Annotated in this window: 18 protein-coding genes and 1 tRNA gene; 8 read left to right on the top strand and 11 right to left on the bottom strand. The window is 63.6% G+C overall.

Annotation, left to right across the window (positions count from 1 at the left end):
• Window positions 1–105: 105 nt before the first annotated feature.
• Window positions 106–990, top strand: coding sequence for a DUF6997 domain-containing protein (locus ACFR9U_RS05680; RefSeq protein WP_247379672.1), 885 nt, complete (start codon window positions 106–108; stop codon window positions 988–990).
• Window positions 991–1,378: 388 nt separating this feature from the next.
• Here the strand turns inward: ACFR9U_RS05680 and ACFR9U_RS05675 are convergent.
• The 3 genes from ACFR9U_RS05675 to ACFR9U_RS05665 all read right to left on the bottom strand — a co-directional run bounded on the left by ACFR9U_RS05675 (window position 1,379) and on the right by ACFR9U_RS05665 (window position 3,842).
• Window positions 1,379–1,451 (bottom strand) — tRNA-Gln (locus tag ACFR9U_RS05675).
• 222 nt (window positions 1,452–1,673) lie between these two features.
• Window positions 1,674–2,588: a homing endonuclease associated repeat-containing protein gene (locus tag ACFR9U_RS05670; protein ID WP_247379674.1), complete on the bottom strand. Its 915-nt coding sequence runs from the start codon at window positions 2,586–2,588 to the stop codon at window positions 1,674–1,676.
• A 231-nt stretch (window positions 2,589–2,819) separates the two neighbouring features.
• Entirely contained in the window at window positions 2,820–3,842 is a 1,023-nt protein-coding gene (locus ACFR9U_RS05665; protein ID WP_247379676.1) for a restriction endonuclease, read from the bottom strand.
• A gap of 700 nt (window positions 3,843–4,542) precedes the next feature.
• On the opposite strand from ACFR9U_RS05665, the gene ACFR9U_RS05660 reads away from it, so the two are divergent.
• Window positions 4,543–5,046 (top strand): hypothetical protein, encoded by a 504-nt coding sequence (locus ACFR9U_RS05660; RefSeq protein ID WP_247379678.1) that lies wholly within the window; start codon window positions 4,543–4,545, stop codon window positions 5,044–5,046.
• A 164-nt stretch (window positions 5,047–5,210) separates the two neighbouring features.
• On the opposite strand, the gene ACFR9U_RS05655 is transcribed toward ACFR9U_RS05660, so the two are convergent.
• The 3 genes from ACFR9U_RS05655 to ACFR9U_RS05645 all read right to left on the bottom strand — a co-directional run bounded on the left by ACFR9U_RS05655 (window position 5,211) and on the right by ACFR9U_RS05645 (window position 8,742).
• Window positions 5,211–6,167 carry a DUF1214 domain-containing protein gene (locus ACFR9U_RS05655; protein ID WP_247379680.1) on the bottom strand — a complete coding sequence of 319 codons (957 nt, stop codon included), beginning with the start codon at window positions 6,165–6,167 and terminating at the stop codon, window positions 5,211–5,213.
• A 148-nt stretch (window positions 6,168–6,315) separates the two neighbouring features.
• Window positions 6,316–7,416, bottom strand: coding sequence for a glycerol dehydrogenase (locus ACFR9U_RS05650; protein ID WP_247379682.1), 1,101 nt, complete (start codon window positions 7,414–7,416; stop codon window positions 6,316–6,318).
• Window positions 7,417–7,908: 492 nt separating this feature from the next.
• The gene (locus tag ACFR9U_RS05645; RefSeq protein ID WP_247379684.1) at window positions 7,909–8,742 is read right to left on the bottom strand and encodes a hypothetical protein; all 834 of its coding nucleotides are present in this window, start codon (window positions 8,740–8,742) and stop codon (window positions 7,909–7,911) included.
• A gap of 416 nt (window positions 8,743–9,158) precedes the next feature.
• On the opposite strand from ACFR9U_RS05645, the gene ACFR9U_RS05640 reads away from it, so the two are divergent.
• Together ACFR9U_RS05640 and ACFR9U_RS05635 are read left to right on the top strand one after the other, a co-directional pair.
• Window positions 9,159–9,455 (top strand): PadR family transcriptional regulator, encoded by a 297-nt coding sequence (locus ACFR9U_RS05640; RefSeq protein ID WP_247379686.1) that lies wholly within the window; start codon window positions 9,159–9,161, stop codon window positions 9,453–9,455.
• Window positions 9,456–9,560: 105 nt separating this feature from the next.
• The gene (locus ACFR9U_RS05635) at window positions 9,561–10,424 is read left to right on the top strand and encodes a DUF2250 domain-containing protein (RefSeq protein WP_379813939.1); all 864 of its coding nucleotides are present in this window, start codon (window positions 9,561–9,563) and stop codon (window positions 10,422–10,424) included.
• 150 nt (window positions 10,425–10,574) lie between these two features.
• On the opposite strand, the gene ACFR9U_RS05630 is transcribed toward ACFR9U_RS05635, so the two are convergent.
• Window positions 10,575–12,197, bottom strand: coding sequence for a PAS domain S-box protein (locus ACFR9U_RS05630; RefSeq protein WP_247379690.1), 1,623 nt, complete (start codon window positions 12,195–12,197; stop codon window positions 10,575–10,577).
• Window positions 12,198–12,559: 362 nt separating this feature from the next.
• On the opposite strand from ACFR9U_RS05630, the gene ACFR9U_RS05625 reads away from it, so the two are divergent.
• Window positions 12,560–14,059, top strand: a complete 1,500-nt coding sequence (locus tag ACFR9U_RS05625) for a sensor histidine kinase (protein ID WP_247379692.1) — start codon at window positions 12,560–12,562, stop codon at window positions 14,057–14,059.
• Between the two features lie 64 nt (window positions 14,060–14,123).
• Here the strand turns inward: ACFR9U_RS05625 and ACFR9U_RS05620 are convergent, their stop codons facing one another.
• From ACFR9U_RS05620 to ACFR9U_RS05605, 4 genes are all read right to left on the bottom strand, one after another.
• Window positions 14,124–16,118, bottom strand: coding sequence for a vWA domain-containing protein (locus ACFR9U_RS05620; protein ID WP_247379694.1), 1,995 nt, complete (start codon window positions 16,116–16,118; stop codon window positions 14,124–14,126).
• A gap of 2 nt (window positions 16,119–16,120) precedes the next feature.
• Window positions 16,121–17,422: an AAA family ATPase gene (locus ACFR9U_RS05615; RefSeq protein ID WP_247379696.1), complete on the bottom strand. Its 1,302-nt coding sequence runs from the start codon at window positions 17,420–17,422 to the stop codon at window positions 16,121–16,123.
• A gap of 431 nt (window positions 17,423–17,853) precedes the next feature.
• Window positions 17,854–18,483 (bottom strand): SOUL family heme-binding protein, encoded by a 630-nt coding sequence (locus ACFR9U_RS05610; RefSeq protein WP_247379698.1) that lies wholly within the window; start codon window positions 18,481–18,483, stop codon window positions 17,854–17,856.
• Between the two features lie 105 nt (window positions 18,484–18,588).
• A complete protein-coding gene (locus ACFR9U_RS05605; protein ID WP_247379700.1) occupies window positions 18,589–20,226 on the bottom strand; it encodes a hypothetical protein in 1,638 nt (545 codons plus the stop codon).
• A gap of 699 nt (window positions 20,227–20,925) precedes the next feature.
• Between ACFR9U_RS05605 and ACFR9U_RS05600 the strand changes: the two genes are divergently transcribed.
• The 3 genes from ACFR9U_RS05600 (at window position 20,926) to ACFR9U_RS05590 (ending at window position 23,056) form a co-directional block, all read left to right on the top strand.
• A complete protein-coding gene (locus ACFR9U_RS05600) occupies window positions 20,926–21,165 on the top strand; it encodes a HalOD1 output domain-containing protein (RefSeq protein WP_247379703.1) in 240 nt (79 codons plus the stop codon).
• Between the two features lie 53 nt (window positions 21,166–21,218).
• Window positions 21,219–21,452, top strand: a complete 234-nt coding sequence (locus ACFR9U_RS05595; RefSeq protein WP_247379705.1) for a hypothetical protein — start codon at window positions 21,219–21,221, stop codon at window positions 21,450–21,452.
• Between the two features lie 287 nt (window positions 21,453–21,739).
• Window positions 21,740–23,056 carry a methyl-accepting chemotaxis protein gene (locus ACFR9U_RS05590; RefSeq protein ID WP_247379707.1) on the top strand — a complete coding sequence of 439 codons (1,317 nt, stop codon included), beginning with the start codon at window positions 21,740–21,742 and terminating at the stop codon, window positions 23,054–23,056.
• Window positions 23,057–23,123: the final 67 nt, after the last annotated feature.

Here is a 23,123-nt window from a genome sequence, read left to right as displayed (position 1 = left end):
CGGTGACGTCCCATTCCGACTGTCGATCCATACGAGAGATTGCTTCTCTGTCCCACTGAAATTATACTGGAAATTTTATCTGTTGTTCGTATGTGATGTCACGGAATGGGTGACAGTCACTGGACGGCTGCCCTCCAGCAGCTTGACGGTGAGTCTGCTGGGTTGTATGGGCCGGAGTCGTTTCTGGACTACCTGCGGGACAGTGGTGAAGACCCGGGCGACTATCGTACTGCCGCGGAGATTTCGATCGATACCCGGCGCGACCTGGCGACCGCCCTCGCCGAGCACGATACCATGATCCTTCGCTTGGGGCGTGCATCGGAAGGCCGGGGCACGCAGTTCGCCCTGGTCAGGGTTCCGGGCCAACTGGACGACTTCTTCATCGACGAAGCCGGGTTCGACACCGACCAGCGTACGCACCTCGACTTTTCGCCCGGTGGGGCTGACGCCGACGCGATCAGTCAACAGGCTCGAGACATGCTCGAGGTGTATCGAATGCTCCCAAAGTTCTCCGAGTCCTCGCTCGTCAATTTCGCCCTGTCGACAGGGCTGCTCAGTCGGGCGCTCGATCTCGACGTCGAGCAGATCGGGGCCGCCCCCACGACGATCGCCTCCACCTTCGACTTCGAATTCGAGCCGCATCGTGCGCTCCCGACAGTCCTCCACCACAACGGCGGCCAGGTGGAGATCGACGCCATCGTGATGACGCGCCAGGACGGGGAGCGTGTCCTAGTCGTGCTGGAAGCCAAGACCGGGCGAGAGCGAGCGCTCGCCAAGCACAAGCTCTGTTATCCGTATCTGGCGGTCGAACAGGAGCTGTCACCGACAGTTGCCGAAATCATTCCCGTGTATCTCCGCGCGCAAGCGACGGACCGCGGGTTGCTGTACGACATCTACGAATGTACTGGCCCAGGGGAGGGCGAGGAACAGCCCTGTCTCAGTGCAATGGAGGTGGTTGCAGACAGTCACTACTTGCTCGAACTGGACTGACGCTTTTGGACTTCTCTTCTGTGCCACCGTGACGCCGTCTGATCCGGTCGGGGCTACGAGACCGTTTCTCAGTTCTGCCAGTTCCGGAGTGGTTCGAGTGGAAACGGTCGTGGCTGCCGGCCGAAGGCCGGGAGCGGAGGGTGGGGTGGTGGGTCGTGGGCTGGCTGGTTCGCATACTTGGGAGAGAGGGATTTCGCCTTGAGAGACTGGCAACGTTGAGAGAATCTCCCAGGTTCTGCAAGACGACCCGCTGAGTAGTCGATCAGTACAGAAATGACAGCGTGATTTTCGGACATAACTCCCAGTTTTCCATCATTGAAATGTGTGCCTTCGGATAAGAATTAAACCGGCATACAAAGCTCTAAGGAGCGTAATTTCGGTAGTAAAGTAGTCTCGGGAGGATTCGAACCTCCGTCGTTGCCCCCAGAAGGCAACAGGATTGGCCGCTACCCCACGAGACTTTGACATGTTTCGCCGGTCACCGTCATCCGGTTCCCAACGAGACAGTCAATGGTTAGCCGCAGTGGTTAATATGTATTGCGGAGTCCGCGGGCTAACAGCACTGTTACCGAGCCCCATAGTCCGAGAATGGCACAACGATTGCTACCTGAAGAGAAGTGGGCCTCGCACTGGGACAGGGTTACAGAGATTTCTCAGATCGGAATACGGCCCTTATCACGAATCTACTCCTCAGACGGGCTCTCGCCCGGTACGACCTCGTAGTGTTCCTTTCGGTGGCAGTTCGCACAGAGCACAACACACTTTTCAACCTCTGCCAGAACCTCTGCGATCGGATAGCTGTCCGAAATCATCTGCCCAACGCCTAGCCGTTTCTCACCATTGTGATGGAACTGGAGGCAGATCGCCGCATCCTCGTTACAGCAGTGACAGCCACGCGCTCGCTTGTAAGCGTGCGTCCACGCCCGGATTCGTTCCTCTTTGGTCAAAGGGATTTCAGCAGTTGCGAGCTGGGTTGCGACCTCCTCGGTGGCTCTGGTTTCCAGTGACGCACGGGGATCTGCGACGTGTTCGATACTGTCCATGTAGTCGGACGCAGTATGGTGTGATTTCCAGTGGCAGTTCGCACAGATCAGCTCGCATTTCTCCACCTCAGCTCGAATATCCGCCTTCGAGTAGCCACGCGGAACCATCTTGTTGACGTCCGCCTCCTTGTCTTCGCCGTCGAGGTGATGAAAATCGAGGCAAGCTGGATCCGACTCGTTGCATTCGGAACACCCATCACTCGAACTCTTGAGCGTGTGAAGCCACTGTCGGAGCTCTGTTCGCCGCTGGAGCGTCCGCTCCGCGTTCTCGTCTTTGTGTCTGTAGTGCCAGCGTTGATCCTGGGAGAGTTCGGCCCACTCCATCCCATCGGGTAACTCGACGTCGTCGGGCTTGTCCTGGACACGTTTCCCTCTGGAAAAGTTCGTTTCCAGTCCGGCCTGCTCTTTCGCGTCGTTCCACCCATCACAATGCCTGAGGATCGTCGATGCTGACGGCGTGATATCGAGATTTTCGTATTCGGCTTTGGTCGGGGACTCGCCGAGGATCTGTGCAGCTTCTCGAAGTGCCTCAATACAATCTTCTTCCGTAATCATAGCAATCAGTGTTGGACGCGTCTTCGGATTTGAAGTCGCGCCCGCACCCCTCAGGGGCACATAAAATTCACATAAGAGAGTATGAGATTCACCCTGCTATCGTGATAATTTACGTTATCTACGTCTGTCCGATCAGTATCCTGCAGTGCTTCGATGCAGTCTTGTTCGGTCGCCACCGCCCATTCCTGGCGACAGAAAGATCACCAGCGGCGAATGGCGGACAACAGCGGTCTACGCCGGCGAATACACGTAGTACTTCTCGTGACCGGATCGTTCCATCGAAACGTCCGGTAACTCGGTCAGCCACGACCGAACCGTACTCCCACGCCGATCAACACTCGCACCCGAAAGCGTCGTCTCCTCGCGTAGGAACGAATCGATCGCATCCATCGAGAGTTTACCTTCGGCCCGAAGCTGTTCGTAGACCAGTTCGACGACCTCGACGGAACGGATCGCCGCACACCGAAGCTCACGCTCCCGCGGCGAACCCAGTTCGGCGTCGAGATACTCGGCGCCGGCAGCCGTCACCCCCCAGCGCTGGACGTCCCGCGAGCCGACGGGAGGCTCTTTCCGCGCCCAGCCCAGCGCCGTCGCCGAATTGGCGTTGATGTAGGTGTGGCGGTCACTCAACTCTCCCGCGTAAAGCGTGCCCTGATTGACCCAGGAGCGGAGACTGGCCGCCGTCCCATCGGTTTCACGCATCGCCGCCAGCACGGCACGCATCCGCTCGAAGTTCGGCGACAATGGAACCTCACTCGCCGGGATGGCCTCGTCACTCCGTTCGAGCGTCTGCCAGAAGCCGTCGTGGAGCTCGAACTCGTCCCCGTGATCAGTCGACACGACACCCAACTCGCGATCAACCATGGCCGCCGAGAGGTCGCGACCCGACACCAGCTTCACAGGGAGCCGCTCGGCCGTCTCCACCGCGGGGCCGGTGAACGAACTCGTGGTGATGAACGTCCCGATCTGATAGTCGCTGTCGAGCAGGGCTCCGGCGAAGCGGTGGACGCGATCACTGCCGACCGTGTTGTCGGTCGCGTTCCGTTTGGCCTGCACGCCGAAGTCGGCCGCCACCCAGTCGTGATCGAGCCGTCCCTCGATATCGATGCCGCCGTCGTGTGACTGGGGCGTTACCGACAGCGAGGCAAAGGACAGTGACTCACCGAGGACGACCTTACAGAGGACCTCGAACTCCGTGGGGGACAGTGAGTACGCCCGGTCGAGCACCTGGTCCTGAGCGACCGCACGTTGCATACTACCTACTATCGCGGTGACCTGATAAGTCGATTACCCATCGGGAGACAACACAGGATCAGTAACGTCGATCCCGCGGCCGCCGCCCACGTAACCGGCCTGGCGTCTCCCCGGGCGGCTTCGGTGCCCGCCCAGTATCCCGAACGCTCGACTCCCAGTGACGCACTTCGTATCCGGCCTGCGTCTCGGAGATGGAACCCTCGTAGTCACGATACACCACACGACCAGACTCCTCTATTCTGGAGAACGAGAATTTGTAGTCCGCGCTGTGATCGGCGGGATCGGACTCGATCGACCGGTCCTGATACGAATACGATTTCGCGTCCAGTTCGTTAGCGCGACAGAAGCCGTTGATGAACGCCTCGAGCGCCGCATCGGGGGTCTGGCCACTGTAGCGTTGCTGTGTCATCTGTTCAACCCTCCACGAGACCGGCTGGGCCGGTCTTCACTGATAGGTGTTTGCTCGCCATCACCCATTTTGGCGACAGAAACCTCACCGGCGACGAGTGGAAACCACCGGCTATGGCGCTCGAAGTCGGCTCCTAGCGCTCGGTAGCAGGGCCAGACAACGAACTTCGTACTCCTCGACGCCCGGGGGGTCGAGACAGCGAAGATACTTATCGAAGGCGTATCACACCCTGCGTAGACGGACGATGCCCTCCACGCACGCAGTGTCTGCAGTTCCTGATCGAGGTCACCAATGAACCGACGCACCGCACTCAAAAGCCTGGCAGCAGTTGGGAGTGTTCCGCTCGCGGGGTGTGCAGCCATCCGTGGGGCCGGTCAGTCGGGAACAGTCCTCGGCAAGATTACAGTCGTCAATTCGTCTCTCGTCCCGAACCGGATTCGCCTCCTGGTGGTCCGTGATGAGACCGACCTGCTCGATCGGACGCTCTCGCTACCCGCGATCGACGCTGCAAACGGCACGCCTGGGACGGTTATTGCGCCGTCGTGGCCCGAGACGCAGGGAGAGTATACCATTCACGCCCATCACATCGAGGAGTCCGGCGAGCGAGAGTCCACCTCCTGGGAGTACACGTTCACACAGGACGACTACGACAGGTACTACGGGGACAGTCACGAGGATCCGGGCTGTCTCGGAGCCGTCGTCACGGTCGGCAGTCTCAACGAGAGTGCGAACCCCGCAATCGGGATCAGTCCCACGTACATGGAGACTCCCTGTGGCACACCGGAGTCCCGATAGGTCGGATGCACGGAGGGTGAGCGGCTGATTCATCTTCTCCTGGCAGACCCCAATCCACTGAAATATGGTCATCCAAACTCCCGATGAGACGGGTCACGCCACCCACGACGAACGAGCAGGAATCGGCCGCCAGCGACCACGAACTGGTCAGCCGCGTGCTCGCGTCACTCGACCGGACGAGATTCAGGGAACTGGTAGCCCCCGTCGAGGATCTCCTCGTGCGGCTGGTAGAGTCGGACCAGATAGGTCCACTCCGGGGGCGTGTAGAGGAAGTTCGGTTGATCGGGGTCACCGCCGAAGTGGATCGTGACACCGCCGTCGTCGTTGCGCGCCGCGGTCACGTTGTTCACCGAGTACGCGTCGTACTCGTTCGCCGCGAGATACCAGTCGCTGTCGTAGACGGTGACCGACCAGAACCCGTCGACGGGGACCTCGTCGACGGTGAGGGTATGTGGCGTCTCGCCGTCGTTCTGGTCGGGAACCCGCGAGAGGTAGAGCGCTTCGGATTCCGGAAACCCGAACGTCGTCACGCTCTGGAGCAAGAACTTCACGGGGTGAACCTCGTCGACGTCCCCACAGGCGCCCCGAAAGTCGTCCATCGTTTTGCTGATCGTGACGATCGCGTCGTGGAGGTCGTCGCGGGAGTGGGTGTCCCAGTCGGGAAGCGCCAACGTACCAGCCGAGTCCTGGCTCACTGTGAGGTCGTCCTGTAATCGCTGGGCGGTCGCTACGTCGTCCGGATCGTCGGGGTCGACGAACGTGCGGACTGCGACACAGACGTACCGGGTCCCGATGTCGTCCTGTGTCAACGTGTACTCGCCGGGACCATATTCGAAGAGCTTGACGTACTGATCCTCGTTGAGGACGATCATCGACTGGTAGCGGTCACCGGAGTCCGGCATGGTGATAGTGACCGGGTCGGTCAGGTCGAAGACGGCGAGCGAGTAGAGCGTGTCACGGTTCATCATGGCTTCGACCTGCTTGTCGAGGGGAGTGAGCGTTCGGTAGTGATAGAACTCGCCGAACCCGCCCCAGTCAGCGAAGCGCTCCATCTCGGCGTGCAACTGTGCGCGCGGGAAGGTCTCCCACGTAACCGGGGTCGGCCCGTCGTCTGTGCTCATGACTCCCGTCTTCGGCCTCGTGGCACTTTGTTAATTTCTCGAACCCCATACCGAATAGATATCGCTCGCTTACTTGGAGACTGGAAAGGTTGGGTTGCAACCGCAGTGAGAACCACGGTGAATCGCGCGACCGCGTGAGGGGGTGCGCTCAGCGGCTCTCGCGAACGCGCTGGGAGAGTTCGTCGGCGGTCTCGAGCGCATCACGGACCATCGGCGGGGTGACTGCGAACGGCTGGTTGTGGATCGTCTCGTCGTCGGCACAGGCCGCCTCGGCGACGACGTCGAGGTCCTCGTCGGCTGGGGCGTCGAGCCCGATGTCCGAGAGCGTGACCGGGAGCCCGATCTCCAGCGAGAAATCGACGTAGTCCTCGATGAAGGCGTCGTCGCGGCCTTCGAGGACGAGCTGTGTGATCGTCCCGATGTTGACCTTCTCGCCGTGGGTCGCGTCGTGGGTCGCCTCCAGTTGGGTGAGCCCGTTGTGGATCGAGTGGGCTGCCGCCAGGCCGCCGCTCTCGAAGCCGAGACCGCTGAGGAGCGTGTTCGCCTCCGTCACGGCCTCGACGCTCTCGGTGACGGCGTCGCGCTCGACCGCGTCGACGGCGGCGACGCCGTGGTCGCGCAGCGTCTCGTAACAGAGGTGCGCTAGTTCGTGGCCGGCTCTGGTGGGCGTCCCGCCGACGACGTTCTCCCCGTCCGAGCGCGCGGTCGCGTCGGCCTCGAACCACGTCGCGAGGCCGTCGGCGGTCCCCGACCGGAAAAAGCGGGTGGGCGCGTCCGCAACGACGTCGGTGTCCACCAGCACGAGATCCGGGTGATCGTCGTAGAACCAGTACTCCTGGAACTCGCCGGCCTCGCTGTAGATGACCGAGAGCGCGCTCGTCGGCGCGTCGGTCGAAGCGACCGTCGGCATCGACACCATCGCACACCCGAGGTGCTGCCGAACGGCTTTCGCGGTGTCGAGCGCCTTCCCGCCGCCCGCTCCGATGAGTATGTCTGCCCCTCGCTCCTCGGCGAGCTCGGTGATGCGGTCGACCTCGGCTTCCGAGGCCTCACCGTTGAATTCGACTGCGGTCGCAGTGAGGCCCGCAGCCTCCAGACTCGCCAGGACGCCGTCCTCGAGGATGCCGAGGACGACGTCGTCGGCGAGCAACAGCGCCTCGTCGCCGAGTGACTGCGCGTGCGTACCGATCTCGTCGGCGACGCCACGTCCCTGGACGTACGACGCCGGCGATTTGAATATCCGTGCCATCGTGTATCAGCGAGTGTAGGCTCGGCGCGCCGATAGTGCTTGTGCTCGCACGACCAGTATGACACGCCAATAGTGCTCTATCCGTCTATTGAGGGTGGTTTCCCACGGAAGAAATCGGCACGTATGAGCATCCCCCACCGCGTGAACACCGCCCAGACACCCGCTCGAACGCGCTGAGGAGGGGTACTGGTTGTAGTTGGAGGGGGAACGAGGGGGTTCGTGGCGAGGGTCTCGGCCAGCCAGCGCACGAGCGCGGTCACCGTCAAAGGAGCAAAACACCGACGCTCGTGAACTACACCACGAAGCCGACCGGTCAAATCCCAGAGCGAGGGTGAAACGGGCCGCAGGACCGGAGTCGCGAGGGCCTTCGCAGTCACTGACATCGCCCCTCGCTCGACCGTCTCCACTGAACCCATCGCCGGCTGTGTCACGAGTCAGTCCCGACAGCATCGTGTCGCCGGGAAGGAAGACGAACCAGTACTGAGGGAGCACTCACCGGACCGGGCTCGCTCCCGAGCCCCCTTCCTGCTCACGCGCCGAGAGACGCTCTTCGAGGTCGGCCACGAACTCCATCGTCGCCAGGTTGAGCGCCACACCCACCGGGGCGACGCCGATCGTGCCGAGCACGATTCCAAGTGGTCCAAGGTTCACCACCACGACCGTCACGACCGCCGACACGGCCAAAACGAGGGCAGCGAACCGCAGTGCGAACCCGAGATACGGCCCGCCCGCCGTCGCGAGCGCGTACGATCGCTTCGCCGCTGGCACGAGCCCGGTTTCGTGGAGGACCAGCAGATACGGCGTCGCGAAGAAGAGGTACGAGCCGACGATGATCGCGGGGAAGAGGACGACGAACAGCGGCCCGGCAGCACGCAGCCCGCCCTGCATTGCGAGCAAAACGAGGGGCCCGACGAGGACGAGTGGGACGAGTTCGTAGAGGAGAAACTCCCAGAAGTACGTGCGCGCGTTCGCGGCGAAGTCGAACGCGTCTGTCGCGAGCACGTCTCGGAGACTGCCGAAGTAGCCCGCCAGCAGTCCGGCCTTCACCGCGATCCCCAGCGGGACGAAGAGCAGGGCCGCAGGCGTCGAGACCGGGAGGCCGGTCGACACCGTGACGCCGGTGTTCGGGACGCTGGTGAACTGCCAGACGTCGACGACCCCCACCGGCAACCCGAGTTTGAAGCCGACGTGCTGGCCGTCGAACTGGAGGACCTGCTCGATCTTCCGGGTGTTCAGCAGCGCCGTCACGAAGGGCACGAGCGCCAACGCGAGGTGACGCGACGCACGCTCCCAGCCAGCGACGAGCCGCTCCGTGAATGCCGACATCACGACCACCCCCGGACCGAGTGCGTCGGCGTGGACGACGACGGCGCGGGACAGTGCCCGTAGGTGGGCCGGAGAGGACGATACCAGAGACTGTAGCGAGTACCGACGGGGAGGGGGACCATACGGCATCGTCCCCAGCCACGGCTGATAATTGCATCGGAGGGATGACAACTGCACAGATGTGTCCCAGGAACTGCACGACGGAGACCTGCAGCCGACGAAGACGAGACGACTCCGCCATCAGTGGTTCTCGGCGTCGCGTGTACTCGGAGGCTGACTGACCGCCGCGCTGCCGAACAGTCGACTGACTACCCCGTGCAGTCCGTGTGACCCGACTACCAGGCACCCACCCCGGCAGTAGTTATAATTCTGTCACAACAGAAGATATATTATAGCGAATACTCATTAAAACGAGTATGCACGACTTGACAGGATTCCAACGAGACCTGCTGTACGTCATCGCCGGAACGGACGAGCCACACGGCCTGGAGATCAAGGACGAACTCGAAGAGTACTACGAGACGGAGATCCACCACGGGCGGCTGTATCCGAATCTGGATACGCTCGTCGAGAAGGGACTCGTCGAGAAAGGGGAACACGACCGGCGGACGAACTGGTATCGCCTGACCAGGCGGGGGAAGCGTGAACTCACGGCCCGCGCCGAGTGGGAACGGCAGTACGTCGACGCGGTGCCAGAGGCAAAAACGGCGTGAACACTGCGGCGAGCGGGTCGACTCGCCCGTCCTACTCCGTTGCGAGAGGGTGAGGGTAGCGGACGCGATGGGTTCAAACGGCCACCGCCGCTAGCCCGACGCAGGATGGTGTCCGAGGCCGAAATCGAACGCTTGCGCCGGGAGGCCGATACCATCATGACTCGGATCCAGGCGGTCGACGAGGCCCTCGAACGGGCCCGGCACGAAGCCGGCGACCACTGGGACGACGGCGAACTCGAACTCACGCTGGAGACGCCCCAGGGCGACTCGCTCGACGTCCAGCTCGATCTCGACGCGGACGCGGCGACCAACGCCCAGTCCCGCTACGAACGCGCCAAGGAACTCGAAGCAGCACTCGAACAGAAACAGGCTGTGGTCGGCCAACTCGCACCGCTGCCCGCCGACCCAGTGGCGTACCTGCTCCTCTATCACCTCGATACCGTCGAAGGCAACTACCCGCGGTCGATGGCCGGCCACCTCGACGCCGAGCGGAAACACGTCGAATCCCTCTGCGAGGAGATGGTGCAGTCGGGGCTGCTCGAACGGGTCGAGTCGGGGACCGTCAAGCAGCGCCGCGTGAAAGCCAAGAAGGCTGACGAAGTCCGCCAGCACCACACCTATTACCGGCTGTCCCGCGAGGGCGATCACCTGCTCCGGTTCCTGGACGACGATGAAGGGCAACTGAACGTGCTCCGACATCTGCCGGACGGCCGGACGCTCGCACAGCGACTGGCACGCGGCGGCCCCGACTACCCGCGGATGACCGCCGAGGAACTCGACATGGAGTTCGAGTACGTCCGCCACCTGTACCGGGCGCTCCGGCGCGTCGGTCTCGTCACCGTCTACGAGGGCAGTACGATCAAGGGGAGCGAGCGAAAGCTCAAACCCAAAGACGAGACCCATCGCAAACACACCTATTATGTCACCACGGCGTCGGCCGAGCAGTTGCTCCGGGAGTTCGAGGACTGAGCAGAGATTCCTGGGAAAGCAACAGTACGAGAGCCGTAGCATCTAAATTCCCTCGAAGGACGCACCAGCTCGGAACGTTTTTAACCAACGGTGAAACGACCAGGCGTGGCGTTGGTTAAGAGAGGGAGAACAGCGGTTCCGCGACCAGCGTCAACCGTCTCGGCGCCGATCGCTGTCTGCAGGGAACTCGAGCACGACGACGCTCCCGCGTGGATCGTTGGCCTCGAAGCTGAGTCGGCCGTTCGAGAGCTGGACGACCCAGTAGACGAACCAGAGACCGATCCCCGAGCCGTGATACAGCGAATCGATGTCGCCCTGTCCGGAGAGAATCTGCCGTTCCTGCTCGGGAATGCCGGGGCCGTTGTCCGCGATGCGAACCGTGACCGAGTCGGACGCGACAGAGACGGAGACCGTCACGACGGGGGCACGGTCACAGTGTTCGATCGCGTTCTGGAGCAGTTCCGCGATCGCCTCGTCGAGTTCGTCGATGGCGACGGCCGTCGCCTCCGCAGGTGCCTCGACGTCGATCGTCGCCGCTGGCCAGGTCTGTCGAGCGGCTGCGACCTGGTCTTCGAGGACCGTCGTCACGTCCATCGCCCGCGGGCGTTGGTTCTCCGCGATGAGGCGGACGATCTTCCGTTCCGTGTCCGCTTTCGAGAGAAGCGACCGGACCGTCTCGCGGACGACGGACGCGTCGGCTGCGGCGTCGGTGTCGGCCGCCGCTTCGATCTGTTCCACGTGGCCCAGAATGACGTTCATGTCGTTGCGGAGGTTGTGACGGAGCACGCGGTCCAGGACCAGCAGGTGACGTTCCCGGTTTTTGCGCTCCGTGGTGTCGATCTGGATGGCGACGAACTCGTCGATGCTGCCGTCCGCGTCGACGATCGGCGTGATCGTCTGATTGGCGTAGTACCGCTCGCCGGATTTGCGCTCGTTGACGATCTCTTCCCGCCAGGTCTCTCCGTCGAGAATCGTCGCCCACAGGTCCTCGTAGTACGACGCGTCGTGTTCGCCCGAGGAGAGTATCCGCGGCGTCTCGCCGAGCGCCTCGGCTTCCGCGTAGCCGGTGATCTCCTCGAAGGCGGGGTTGACGTACTGGATCTCCTCGTCGCGGTCGGTGATGTAGATGGCCGCGCCGGCGGCTTCGACGGCCTGCCGGAACCGTCTGAGCGTCTGTTCGCGCTCTCGCCGATCGGTCACGTCGCGCCTGATAAACAGGACGCGGTCGTCGGCTCCGACCGTTCTGATGCGGGCGGTCCGCCCCTCGTACCAGCGGGGTTCGTCGCCGTCGTGCAGTGCGTACTCGATCCGTTCGGTGGCACCCGTCTCGACCGTCGTCTCGATCGCGTCGCGGATCGCGTCAGCCACCACGTCGGGGCGCACGTCCGCGACACGCTCCCCCGCGAGGTCCGCAGACATCTCGGACGGGCCACTCGCGAACACGTCTCGACAGCGGCCGTCGGCGTCGAAGACCACCAGATCGTCCGGGGACGCCGCCACGGTCGCTTCGAGGTACGTCTGGTTCCGTCGGAGTTCCCGGTTCGCCTCCCTGAGCCTGTCCTTGATCGCTGCCTCGCGACGGGTGTACTGCAAGAGGTAGTAGACGACCACGACCCCCAGGACGCTCACGACGAGCCCCGGGAGTTCAGCGAACCGCGGCACGAGATCGAACAGCGTGAGCAACTGCCGAGTCGCCATGAGCGAAAGCAGCAGCGTCAAAAACCCGAAGCGGAAGTCACGGACGCGATAGAGGAGATAGAGAGAGAAAGCCACGCCACACAGCCGCAGACAGATCGAAACAGCCAGTGTGACGCTTAACGGTTCGAGCATTCGTCGGTCGAGACAGAACGTAAGCAAATCGAGACGAATAATCTGTTGGTATCGCTGCCATAATCGAACTTTCCATCAGTTTAAAATACATGTGTGTAGTTCTATGGTTCTCGGACACAGAGATCCAACCGACGTGCGCTTCCAGTTAGACATACAGACAGTCACGGACGGAAACACGTAGTATTGACTGTGATAACACTGCCACCGCCACCGTCATCCGAGTAGCGAGACAGGGAGTGGAATCGGACACGGTCTGTGTCATTGCAGTGGCTTTATCCGTCGTCTGTAAGATATCGAGTTCGAGAATGCCGCCCCTCGACGCTCGAGATCTGTTGGAGAACGTCGCCGATGGCGTCGTGGTCCACGACGCAGAGACCGGGGAGATACGCGACGTCAACGGCCGTTTCTGTGACCTGTCCGGCTATGACCGCGAGGAACTGCTCGGAGCGACCGTCGATCTGGTGAGCGTCGAGGCACCTGGCTACGAACACGAGGCCGCTCAGGAGTTACTGGCCCAGGCACAGCGAGAAGGAGCAGTGAAGTTCGAGTGGCGAAACGAGACGAAGGCAGGCGAGGTCTACCCCGTCGAAGTGCACCTCTCGATCGGTCCCGATGGCGAGTTCGCTGTCGCGACCGTTCGCGACAGTAGCGAGCGCAAAGCGCGCGAACGGGAGCAGCGAGAGATGGCTGAGTACCGCGATGCGATCTTCGAGAGCATTCCCTTTCCCGTCTACGCGCTGGACGTCGAAGACTACGCGGTCGAACACGCGAACACGCTCGCGAAGGTGCAAGCGGGGGACACCTGCTACGAGGTGACACACCAGCGAGACGAGCCCTGTGACGAGGGAAGCGAGGAGACCCTGGCGTGCCCGCTCTCGGAAGTCCAGCGAACGGGCGAGTCAGTGGCCGTCGAACACACTCACTACGATGCGGACGGGACCGAGCGCATCTACGAGGTCCACGCCTCCCCGATTTTCGACGACGACGGCAACGTCGCACAGATCGTCGAGAGTAACGTCGACATCACCGATCGGGTCGAGTACCGGCAACGGCTGGAAACCCAGCGCGACGACCTGGAACTGCTCAATCAGGTAGTCCGTCACGACATCCGGAACGACCTGCAGCTCGTGCTCACGTACGCCGAGCTACTGGAAGATCGCGTGGCTGCCGAGGAGCGAGCCTACGTGGAGACGCTGCTCGAAAGCACGCGCAACGCGATCGAGGTGACCACGACGGCCCGTGAGATGGCAGACGTGATGCTCCGGGACGACCACACGCGACAGCGGGTCAGTCTCAGACAGACGCTGCTCAGCGAACTCGACGAGGTTCGCTCCGCGCAGTCGAGCGCCCTCGTGTCCGTCGATGGCGCCATCCCGGACGTCACCGTGCTGGCGAACGACATGTTGGACTCCGTGTTCCGGAATCTGCTCCAGAACGCGATCCAGCACAACGACGCGGAGATTCCCGAAGTAACCGTCTCGGCGACGGTCGGTGCTGACACGGTCACCGTCGAGATCGCAGATAACGGGCCTGGGGTGCCCGACGAGCAGAAAGAGGCGATCTTCGGGAAGGGCGAGAAAGGGCTCGACAGCAGTGGCACGGGACTGGGCCTCTACCTCGTCCGGACGCTCATCGAGAGTTACGGTGGCGACATCTGGGTGGCGGACAGAGCAGAGCATCGCTCCGCAGGCAACCGGCCGCAGACCGGTGACAGAGAGGGACAAAGTCCCTCAGCCAACCGAACTTCGTCCGACGACGACCCGGAGGGTGCAGTTTTCGTCGTCGAGTTGCCGCGCGGCGAGTGAGACGCCAGGCGTCGCTCATCGCCCGTGTCGAGGACGGACGAGACGCCGAGGGTCTCGAATCTGGTCAGCCGACGTGCGTGACGAAATCGTAGCACAGTTCCCGGCAGCGGTCGTCGATGGTCTCCGGCGTCGCGTACCGGACCGAGTCGAAGTACCTGTCGTGGTCGCCGTGGCGGTCCGTGGACTCGTCGATGTACACGCCGTACACCGGGACCGACAGCGAGGAGACGTACTGCCGATACGCGGCTTCGTGATCCGGATAACCGTCCGTGACGACGAGGATCAGGTGGTTGTCGAACGACCCGTCCAGCAGTTCCGCTCGCGCGAAGGCGAGACTGTGCGAGAGCGGCGTCCCGCCTCGGGTTTTCGCCGAAAACAGGCGGTTGCGGTGGTCCGCCGGATCAGCACCAAACGGCACCTCGAGGTGAGGGACGTTCTCGTACACCGAGAGCACTGACACGTCGGCCCCGACCGAGTAGAGGCCGCGGCCCAACTGGTACACCGCCCGCTGGGCGTGTTTGATCGCAGCGCCGCGCATCGAGACGGACCTGTCGAGGACGAACTGGACCGAGTACTCGTTGTCCTCGCCGTCGCGCATCTCCGAGCGAACGTTCCGCCGGCCAGTGACGGCGTAGGGGAGCTGTGACGATTCGAGCCGACCACGTTCGGTCCCGTAGCGGCGACTGCTGGTCCGCTCTTGCTGGAGCGTGGCGCGGAGAATCCGGGCGATCGTCTTCGCCTGCCGCTCGCATTCGTTGATCTCGTTGATCGTGATCCCCGTCCGCGACCAGTCGGTCGGGATCGTGATGCCGCCGTCGAGGCCGGTGAACGAGTGGGTCACCTGCTTCTCGTCCGGGGCAGCGTCGCCGCCGGACCGATCCCGGGCGGCCCGACTCGCCTGCTCGTGGTTCGCGAGGGTTTCCTCGTACTCGTCCGTGTCGACCGCCGTGTACGACTCGAAGGTGACCGGGTCGTGGTCGGGCGTAGCGTCGTCGCTGTCGTCGGTGGCGTCGTCGTCGGCTGACCCGTCACACAATTCCGACAGCAACTCCGTCGCGTCCGGATCGCCGTCGCCAGCGTCGGACCCACCGGCCTGCGCACGCTCCCCGCGACCGTCCTGGGGCTCGTCAGTACCCGGCGACTGCGTCGTCGACCGGGCCGCAGCAGCGGGCGTCGACTGCTGGCCGATCCCGACCGAAAAGTCGCTCCTGATGCCGGTTTCCGGGATCGCGACGTCGGGGAGGTCCGCGTGGACGTGCCGGGCGAACTCGAAGAACAGGGCGGCACGCTCCGCGCCGTCCGGTTCAGTCACGGCCTCGGTCATCACGGTCTCGATCCGGTCGTCGAACTGGTCGACGGAGACCCGTCTGGAGAACACGTGACTTCCGACGAACGCCGAGACCCGTCCGGCGTCGGCGTCCGGTTCCCACGCGACGACCGTGACGTCGCCGTCGACGACCGATTGCCAGATCCCCGAGTCGTAGAAGCCGTGGTCCAGCAGGCCGAAACCGATCGCCTCGACCGCGCCGAGACAGGTCCGCTGCCGGTGCGGGGCGACCAGGTTCTCGTAACTCAGGATCAGCTCGTCCCGGAGGTCGAACTCGCGGTCGAGAAACGCGTCGATACAGGCGTCCTCGCCCGCGTTGAACAGGAAGCGAAACAGGGACGCGAGCTCGGGGCTCGAATCCGACGCCGATCGCGCCTCGGCGAGACACTGCTCACTGTGTCGCCTGTAGGCGTCGAAATCGCTCCAGCGGAGGTGGCCGATGCCGTGGAAGGTCAGCGTCTCCTGTTCGACGAGAGTCCACACCGGCGCCGGCAGCTCCGAGACGCGCTGGTCGACCGGGTCGGCAGGCACGTCGATGCGGTGGCCGTCCTGCAGTCGGCTGTTGCGAGCGTGGTCGCCGAGGCGGACCTGCGTCGCCGTGCTGGTGCTGATCTTCGCCAGCCTGTCGAGGTGCTCCTCGCGGCGATCGCCGTGCCGGAGCGCGTCGTCGACCGGTGGCGCCGCCTCGTCGTCGTCCGCGTCAGTGCCTGAAGAGTGAAACGGGAGTCGCATGACTACCCGGCGTACGTTTCGATCGTCTTCTCGACGGAGCTCCGGTGGCCGGACTGTTCGGGGAACCGGTCGACGTACGCCGTTTTGGCGGCCTCTTTCGGCCGCATGAAGCCGTCTTCGAGGAACTCCGCGGCCCGAATCATCGAGCGGAGGGTGATCGGCTTCGGGAGCGCACCGTCGAGATAGGCCTGGCGCAGTTCGCGGCCGATCTCGACGACCTGCCGAACGTCGACCCGCCGCGTCGACGACAGGTCGACTTCCTCCAGGACGATCTCGACCTCCTGGTGCTGGTCGAGGTACTCGAATCTGAGGCTGTGCAGGCGGCTCTCGTAGGCCTTGTTGAGCTGGTTCGAGCCGGCGTAGTTCACGTTGCGCGTCCCGATGAACCGGAAGTCGTCGTGGACGGTGATCGTCTCGCCTTTCTCGGGGATCGTGACCACGGCCTCGCCCTTCTCGGTCGCCGAGTGCAGCAGCGAGGAGACGTCGCCGGAGATCATGTCGTGTTCGTCGGCCACGAACCAGCCGCCGTAGCGCATGCACTTGGTGAGGACGCCGTCGACCCACTGCATCTCGGTCGCGCCGTCGTGGCTGTACACCTCGTAGTGGCCCAGCAGATACGACATGCGGACTTCCTCCGAGAAGTTCACCTGCTCGACGCCGACGTTGACCTGCTGGGCGAGGTGGAGGATCGCCTCTGACTTCCCGGTGCCCGTCTCGCCTTTGAGATCGAGGTGGTTGCCGTGTTTCAGGGCGTGTGCCATCACGTCGAGTTCGGTCTTGCCGGCACGCACCGGGCGCTCGTAGTAGGTGTCGTGACCGGTCGGCACGGTCAACGCGTCGGGCACGTCCGTGCGAATTGCCAGCCCCTTGTACGTGCCAGCGGCGGCGTCCGTCGTCGCCGACTCATCGTCGGCAGTCGTCTCGCCCATGGACGACAGCGCCCCGTCGCGCTGGACCCACTGCATGAACTGCGCGGGGCCGAGGTCGTCGAGTTTCGCTGCCGCCGAATCAGAGCGCTGCCAGGTCGTGAGCAGCGACACGCCCTGCTGTTCGAGCACGCCGGCGTCCGTGATCCAGCCCCGCGACACCCACCGCCCGAACGCGTCCGGTCGCGACCCGGCCGCTTCGAGGCTCCCGTTCGGCCCGTCCTCGGGGTCGTACGTCGCCCGTTTCGCGTAGTCGACGAACCCCAGCACGTCCGACCGCAACTGGTCTGGGCCGTCGTGGCTTCGACCCGTCTCTGACCGTGCCACGTCGGTGGTCTCGCTTTCAGCGTCGGACTGGGACGATGAGGAGTCGGACATGTGATTCGTGGTCGCTACTGCACTGGTGGAGTGGAGGTCGTCACACCCGGGCCGTCTCCGTCGGTTCGCCGGCGGACTGCCGCTCGCGTCGGCTGCGAGTGGGGCGTGCCCGCGACTCCGAGAGCGGCAGTGTGCATGTGTTCGTTCGGGCGAACTTGGGCCTGGGAAATCATAAACCTCTGGACTAGAGTCGCGAGTCGAGAGGGCAGCAGCCGTTCGACTCGCGCCGTCCGGTTCGTCGATCTATTGTGTCTATAGGGGGTGATTTCCCACGGAACGAGTCCCAGAGAGCGACCGACAACGGACTGGCGAGGGGGACTGAGACGCCCGCTCGGGCGTGTTCCGACGGTTACACTGATCCTGGCTGGACACGAAACGAGGGGGTTCACGGCGGGCGCTCGGGCAGCGATCCCGGGCGACGCGTCGGCCGATCAGGGAGACCCAGCGACCTCGACTGCGACTTCGTTCCGCCGCATGAACGGCGGCGTCCACGGGTCGTTGTACCGCAACAGCACGGGCTCGCCGACGGGGTCCAGCCCCGCGGCGTCGAGCGTCGACAGCAGGTCCCGCTCCTGCCGCTCGACCCGCCAGTCAGGGGCGTACCAGGAGAACCGCGTCACCGCCATCGTCTTCGCCGGCTCGGTCCGCAGCGACACGGTCTGATCTGTCGGTACCGGCGCCGTGTCGGGGCTGTACGCCGCGGGCAGGTAGAACGCCATCTGCACGTCCTCGCTCCCAGTCGTTCCGGACTGGACGGGCCCCGTCATCGCGATCGACTCACTACCCTGGGTTTCGACCGGCGCGGTCATCGCGATCGACTCGCTCCCCGCGTTTTCCCCCGAGATGTACCGGAAGAGCCGTCGGAACGCCGTTCGCTGATCCGGCGCCGTCGTTTCGACGAGGACAGTCTCCGGGTAGCGCCGCAGTTCGACGCCGTCCAGCGTCTCCAGCCGCTCGTACGGGACCGATTCGGCCGAGCGCGTCGAGTAGAGTCCCCAGGTGATCCAGCCGGCGAGCAGTGCGCCGCCGCCGACGAGCGCGGCTTTCGTCCGCCGTTGCATACGCGCTCATTCGCCGGCCACGGGGAAGAATGACGCGCCCGGACCGACGGGACTGGACTCTGGCGGCCGATCCGGGAATCACCGCAGTGACCGCGGCTCAGACGCTCAGCCGTTCGGTCGGACCGTCTTCTCGCCGCTGTTGGAGACGTTGATGTTCACCGAGCCGTTGACGGGCACCGTCACGTTCGACCGGCGGACGACGGTCCCCTCGCCGTCGGTCACGACGAGGCGCACCGAGGTGCCGCTGCCGCCGCTGTCCGTCTCGTTCCGGTCGGTGATGTTCACGTCGCTGCCGGTGACGAACGCGCGCACTTTGTTCGTCTTCGAGACGAGGATCGTCTTCCCGCTGTTGGCGTTCACGAAGCCGGTGTAGGTGAGCCCGTTGCTGCTGTCCGGGATGACCTTCACCTGCCAGTAGAGCGTGTCACCGCGGACGACCGGAACCGGCTCGACCGCCTCGACGTTGTTCAGGCGCGCGACGTCCTTGTGCTGGCGGATGAACTTCGTGGCCTTCTGCGGGCCGATCTGGGCGTCGTCGTAGCGTTTGATCGCCGCCGCGCCCGTCTGGCCGTCGAACGTCCAGACTTCGTAGACGCCGCTGCCCGAGCCGGTCGGCTCGGTCGCGACGTAGTGGGTCAGTTCCGGGCTGTCGTCGGACTCGGTCGGGACGGTGACCGGCCAGTCGTTGCCGTCAGCCGGCAGATCGGCCATCTCCAGGACGCCTTCCTTCCAGAACCACTTGTTCAGCGCCCCCTGCTTGTACTTCATCGAGTTGACCTTGTAGCGAACGAGGCTGTAGGGGTAGACGCTCTGGCCGTTCAGTAGGTCGACGCTGGCCACCTTCTTCGCGGGGATGTCACGGATAGACCCGTCCTGGTCCACGACCTGCACGCCGCCGAAGTGCGGGACGGCGTACAGCTGCGGGAGCGGGAAGAGCTTGAACTGCCACTCGTGGGTGACGTACGACTGGGCGAGGTAGGCCTCGCCGTCCTGTTCGAACACGAACCGGGTGTCGGGCTGGTGGTTCACGTCCAGCCGATCGAGGTTGGTGCGGTACCCGAACGAGTCGGTGAACACCTGCCCGACCCCGTGTGTGAACTCGGTTTCGCGGACGCTGACGCGCTTTTCGGACTGTTCCATGTCCACGTAGACGGCCCCGTGCTGGGTCCCCAGCCACGCGACCATCGGATTGTCGGGAGCCAGTCCGTACGACCACGTGTACGTGTCGTTGGTGTACGTGATGTCGGATTCGGTCGTCCGATACTGCGGGAACTGCATCGACGACTGGGCGTACTTGTCACCGACTTGCCGCGGCAGCACGCGCGTGTGTGCTTTCGAGCTGTTGGGGAGGGTATCGACCGTCTGGACGTTCGCCTGCATCGCGTCGGCCGTGTGCTCGTGGGCGTAGATGCCGCCGACCACTGGCCCGACGAACAGTCCCATCACGACGACGATCCCGAGGCCGAGCGTGACGCCCGCCGTCGTCGCTCTGGCCCCGCCGACGGCGACGCCGACCACCAGCACGAGCAGCCCGATTCCGGTCCACCACACCAGCGACGGCGTCGCGACGACCGCCAGGTAGCCGAGCGACTGGACGACCGGGAGAAAGAGGACGACGCCGACCAGCAACAGGACCAGTCCGAGGACGGCGGCGACCGCCAGGGCTCTGCCGGAGAGGTCGGGAATCTCATCAGGGCGCGGTGGCTGTCCACCGTTGAGGAGGGTAATCAGCTCGCGTAACATAGGTGGCATTAGCAACATCGCTGACATTACTCCACTGGTTTCCGACTGGCCCCCCGGACGAGCTCGCCGCACTGCCCAGACAGTCGACTCGTGGCGAACGTCAGTTCCCGCGCCGACGAGAAGCGAGTCCGGCAGTTGTCGGTGGGTGTCGACCCCACACGGTGCACCGCTCCAGACAGAGCTGCATTCATAGTGAGGTGAAAAATAGTCCCATCCGGAACCTGTGGAGATCGACGTACTGTATATATTTTCACACATTGAGAACGCTCGATGCGCTTTCTTTCCGTCCCCTGGAAGTCGTCATCGTCGCGGGACGGATCCAGCTCCTTCAGCCCGACTGCGCCGTATCCCGTGATTGCGGGGCTCATGTCATCCCGCACTCCGATTTCTCGACGAGACCGAGAAGCGCGTAGATATTACGTCTCGCCGACGCGAGAGACGAGGTCGTCCCGCACTCGGTTCGCTCGACACTGGACTCCGCATGGCCAACTCAGCATAACTGGGAGGGCAGAACACGCACCCAGGATGCGCAATTGACAATTGTTGGGATGTGAAGGAGAGGTGTGTGCATCGACGTACACCGTCGAGGTTTTCGAATTATCTTCCATGAAAATGGAAAATTGCAGAACATACCAAAACAGCTAAACAGCTAGCTGTTGGCTCTCCAATACAATGGAGGAAGTTGGGAGGGGCTCCAACGTGTGTGAACATGCGACGCTCTCTGAGAAAGTAATTACAGACATCGCGAAGCGGGAAGGCGTCTCGCCGACGGAACTGACGCCGCTTCACGCGGTCGTCGATCCGGACGCGCTCGACGCACTGTTTCAGCCGACGCCGGACTCGGTCCGCATGGACGGCGACGTCTCCTTTCGCTACTGTGGCTACAGGGTGACGGCCAACGCGGACGGCTGCGTCGAGTTGACGCGACTGGACGGGTAGCCCGGAACGTCGAGTCGAATCGTATTTACTCGCGAGAAAAAACCACGAACCGAATGGCAGCGACCGTGCGGCAGTACGTCGACGTCTGTCTCCACCCGCAGCATCTCGTCCGAACGCTCGCGATCACGGCCCTCGTCGGGACCTGGCTCACGCTGTACAACCAGGGACACCTCCTCGTGGCTGGCGAGGTCTCGACCGCGCTGCTGGGCAAAGTCGCGCTCAACTACCTCACCCCGTTCGTCGTCTCGAACTGGGGGCTGATCTCCCGCGAGGCCGACGACGAGTAACTGCCGCCACCGAGGAACAGACGGCGACGACCGAGGACATCGAGACACTCCGAGCGGAAGTCGAAGAGCAGGCCCGGTGACGCCGGACAGGTGCGCGTGAACGGTTACAGTTACTGAAAGAGGCCTCATTCTACAACGTTGTGAGATAGTGTCGGCGCGTGAGAGGGGAATCCGTGTAACCAGCGGAGAGAAACGAACGATCTTGCAACACAGCCGCTGCACGGTTATATAAAGCGTGTCCAATTACAGCACCACAGATAACAGGTGTTTTTGTGTCGACACTAGTGATGGCAGCTCAGTCGGGAGCAGGCACGCTCGCACCGGACGGGGAAACTGACGCAGGCGCGTTCTGGCGGCACACATTCGAGACGCTCATCGAACAGCTTCCCGAACCCGCGTTCGTCGTCGACGACGACGGCACCATCACGCACTGGAACGACGGGGCGGAAGCGTTCACCGGATACGACGAGTCCGAGGTGCTCGGCAGGCCGGCCTACGACGTGTTCAACACGAAGGGGCAGAGCGAGACGCTCGCCGAGACGGTCGCACGCACGGGCGAGGTCGTTCGGGAAGACGACATCCGGTCGGCGGAAACCGCATCGGGCGAGACGTTCCACGCGCGCGTGCTCGGCGTTCCGATCACCGCGCCGTCGGGCGAGATCGTCGGCGCCGTCGAGATCATGACCCGCGTCACCGAACTCATCGAACAGCGGGAGGCGATCCGGGAACTCCAGTCGCAGATGTCGACCGACGTCGAGAGCGCGGTCGAGGAACTCCGCGACTCGGCGACCGACGTCGCGGAGAACTCACAGGAGATCAGCGACCTCGCCCAGAGCCAGACGGACAACCTCACCGAGGTACAGTCGGAAGTCTCGACGTTCAGCGCGACCGTCGAGGAGATCGCCTCCAGCGCCGAAGAAGTGAGCAGCCAGAGCAACGAGGCGCGCGAACTGGCCGAGGACTCGGCGGAGACGGCGACCGAGACCATCGACACCATGAGCGAGGTGACCGCGTCGGCCGACGACGTCGCCGACGACGCCCAGCACCTGCGCGAGCGGATCGAGGACATCGACGAACTCGTCCACGTCATCAACGACATCGCCGACCAGACGAACATTCTCGCGCTCAACGCCTCCATCGAGGCCGCCCGCGCCGATCAGAGCGGTGACGGGTTCGCCGTCGTCGCCGACGAAGTCAAAACCCTCGCCGAGGAGTCCAAACAGCAGGCCGACGAGATCGACGAGATCGTCACCGAAATCCGGGAGCTGACGATCGAGACCGTCGAGAACGTCGACGCGACGAACGACGAGATCCACCAGTCCGTGACCAAGCTCCGGGAACTCGCGGACAATCAGCAGGCGATCGTCGAGGCGATCCAGGACACCGACGAGGGCATCCGCGAGATCGCCACCACGACCGACGAACAGGCCGCCAGCGCCGAAGAGATCGCCAGCATGGTGGACGACGTCGTCGCCGACAGCCAGAACGTCGCCGGTGCCGTCGACGACGTCGCCGCGGCCAACGAAGAGCAGACCATGATGGTCCAGGACATCGAGGAGAACGTCCAGCAACTCGAAGCCGAGATCGAGGCACGCCTGGACTGACCGGCCGGCGAGTCCCCAGTCACCCGTCTCGGAATCGGTATCTGGGTCCGCCCCATGAAGATCGGTA

The organism is Halorientalis brevis, assembly GCF_042678165.1.
Taxonomy (GTDB): domain Archaea; phylum Halobacteriota; class Halobacteria; order Halobacteriales; family Haloarculaceae; genus Halorientalis; species Halorientalis brevis.
The sequence above is the reverse complement of the archived record's forward strand: the minus strand, read 5'-3'. Positions and strand labels throughout refer to the sequence as shown.

What these genes read in the sequence shown, in the direction of transcription:
- ACFR9U_RS05680 (WP_247379672.1), top strand. Translation starts at nt 106, where the DNA reads ATGGGTGACAGTCACTGGACGGCTGCCCTCCAGCAGCTTGACGGTGAG.
- ACFR9U_RS05670 (WP_247379674.1), bottom strand. Translation starts at nt 2,588, where the DNA reads ATGATTACGGAAGAAGATTGTATTGAGGCACTTCGAGAAGCTGCACAG.
- ACFR9U_RS05665 (WP_247379676.1), bottom strand. Translation starts at nt 3,842, where the DNA reads ATGCAACGTGCGGTCGCTCAGGACCAGGTGCTCGACCGGGCGTACTCA.
- ACFR9U_RS05660 (WP_247379678.1), top strand. Translation starts at nt 4,543, where the DNA reads ATGAACCGACGCACCGCACTCAAAAGCCTGGCAGCAGTTGGGAGTGTT.
- ACFR9U_RS05655 (WP_247379680.1), bottom strand. Translation starts at nt 6,167, where the DNA reads ATGAGCACAGACGACGGGCCGACCCCGGTTACGTGGGAGACCTTCCCG.
- ACFR9U_RS05650 (WP_247379682.1), bottom strand. Translation starts at nt 7,416, where the DNA reads ATGGCACGGATATTCAAATCGCCGGCGTCGTACGTCCAGGGACGTGGC.
- ACFR9U_RS05645 (WP_247379684.1), bottom strand. Translation starts at nt 8,742, where the DNA reads ATGTCGGCATTCACGGAGCGGCTCGTCGCTGGCTGGGAGCGTGCGTCG.
- ACFR9U_RS05640 (WP_247379686.1), top strand. Translation starts at nt 9,159, where the DNA reads ATGCACGACTTGACAGGATTCCAACGAGACCTGCTGTACGTCATCGCC.
- ACFR9U_RS05635 (WP_379813939.1), top strand. Translation starts at nt 9,561, where the DNA reads ATGGTGTCCGAGGCCGAAATCGAACGCTTGCGCCGGGAGGCCGATACC.
- ACFR9U_RS05625 (WP_247379692.1), top strand. Translation starts at nt 12,560, where the DNA reads ATGCCGCCCCTCGACGCTCGAGATCTGTTGGAGAACGTCGCCGATGGC.
- ACFR9U_RS05620 (WP_247379694.1), bottom strand. Translation starts at nt 16,118, where the DNA reads ATGCGACTCCCGTTTCACTCTTCAGGCACTGACGCGGACGACGACGAG.
- ACFR9U_RS05615 (WP_247379696.1), bottom strand. Translation starts at nt 17,422, where the DNA reads ATGTCCGACTCCTCATCGTCCCAGTCCGACGCTGAAAGCGAGACCACC.
- ACFR9U_RS05610 (WP_247379698.1), bottom strand. Translation starts at nt 18,483, where the DNA reads ATGCAACGGCGGACGAAAGCCGCGCTCGTCGGCGGCGGCGCACTGCTC.
- ACFR9U_RS05605 (WP_247379700.1), bottom strand. Translation starts at nt 20,226, where the DNA reads ATGTTACGCGAGCTGATTACCCTCCTCAACGGTGGACAGCCACCGCGC.
- ACFR9U_RS05595 (WP_247379705.1), top strand. Translation starts at nt 21,219, where the DNA reads ATGGCAGCGACCGTGCGGCAGTACGTCGACGTCTGTCTCCACCCGCAG.
- ACFR9U_RS05590 (WP_247379707.1), top strand. Translation starts at nt 21,740, where the DNA reads ATGGCAGCTCAGTCGGGAGCAGGCACGCTCGCACCGGACGGGGAAACT.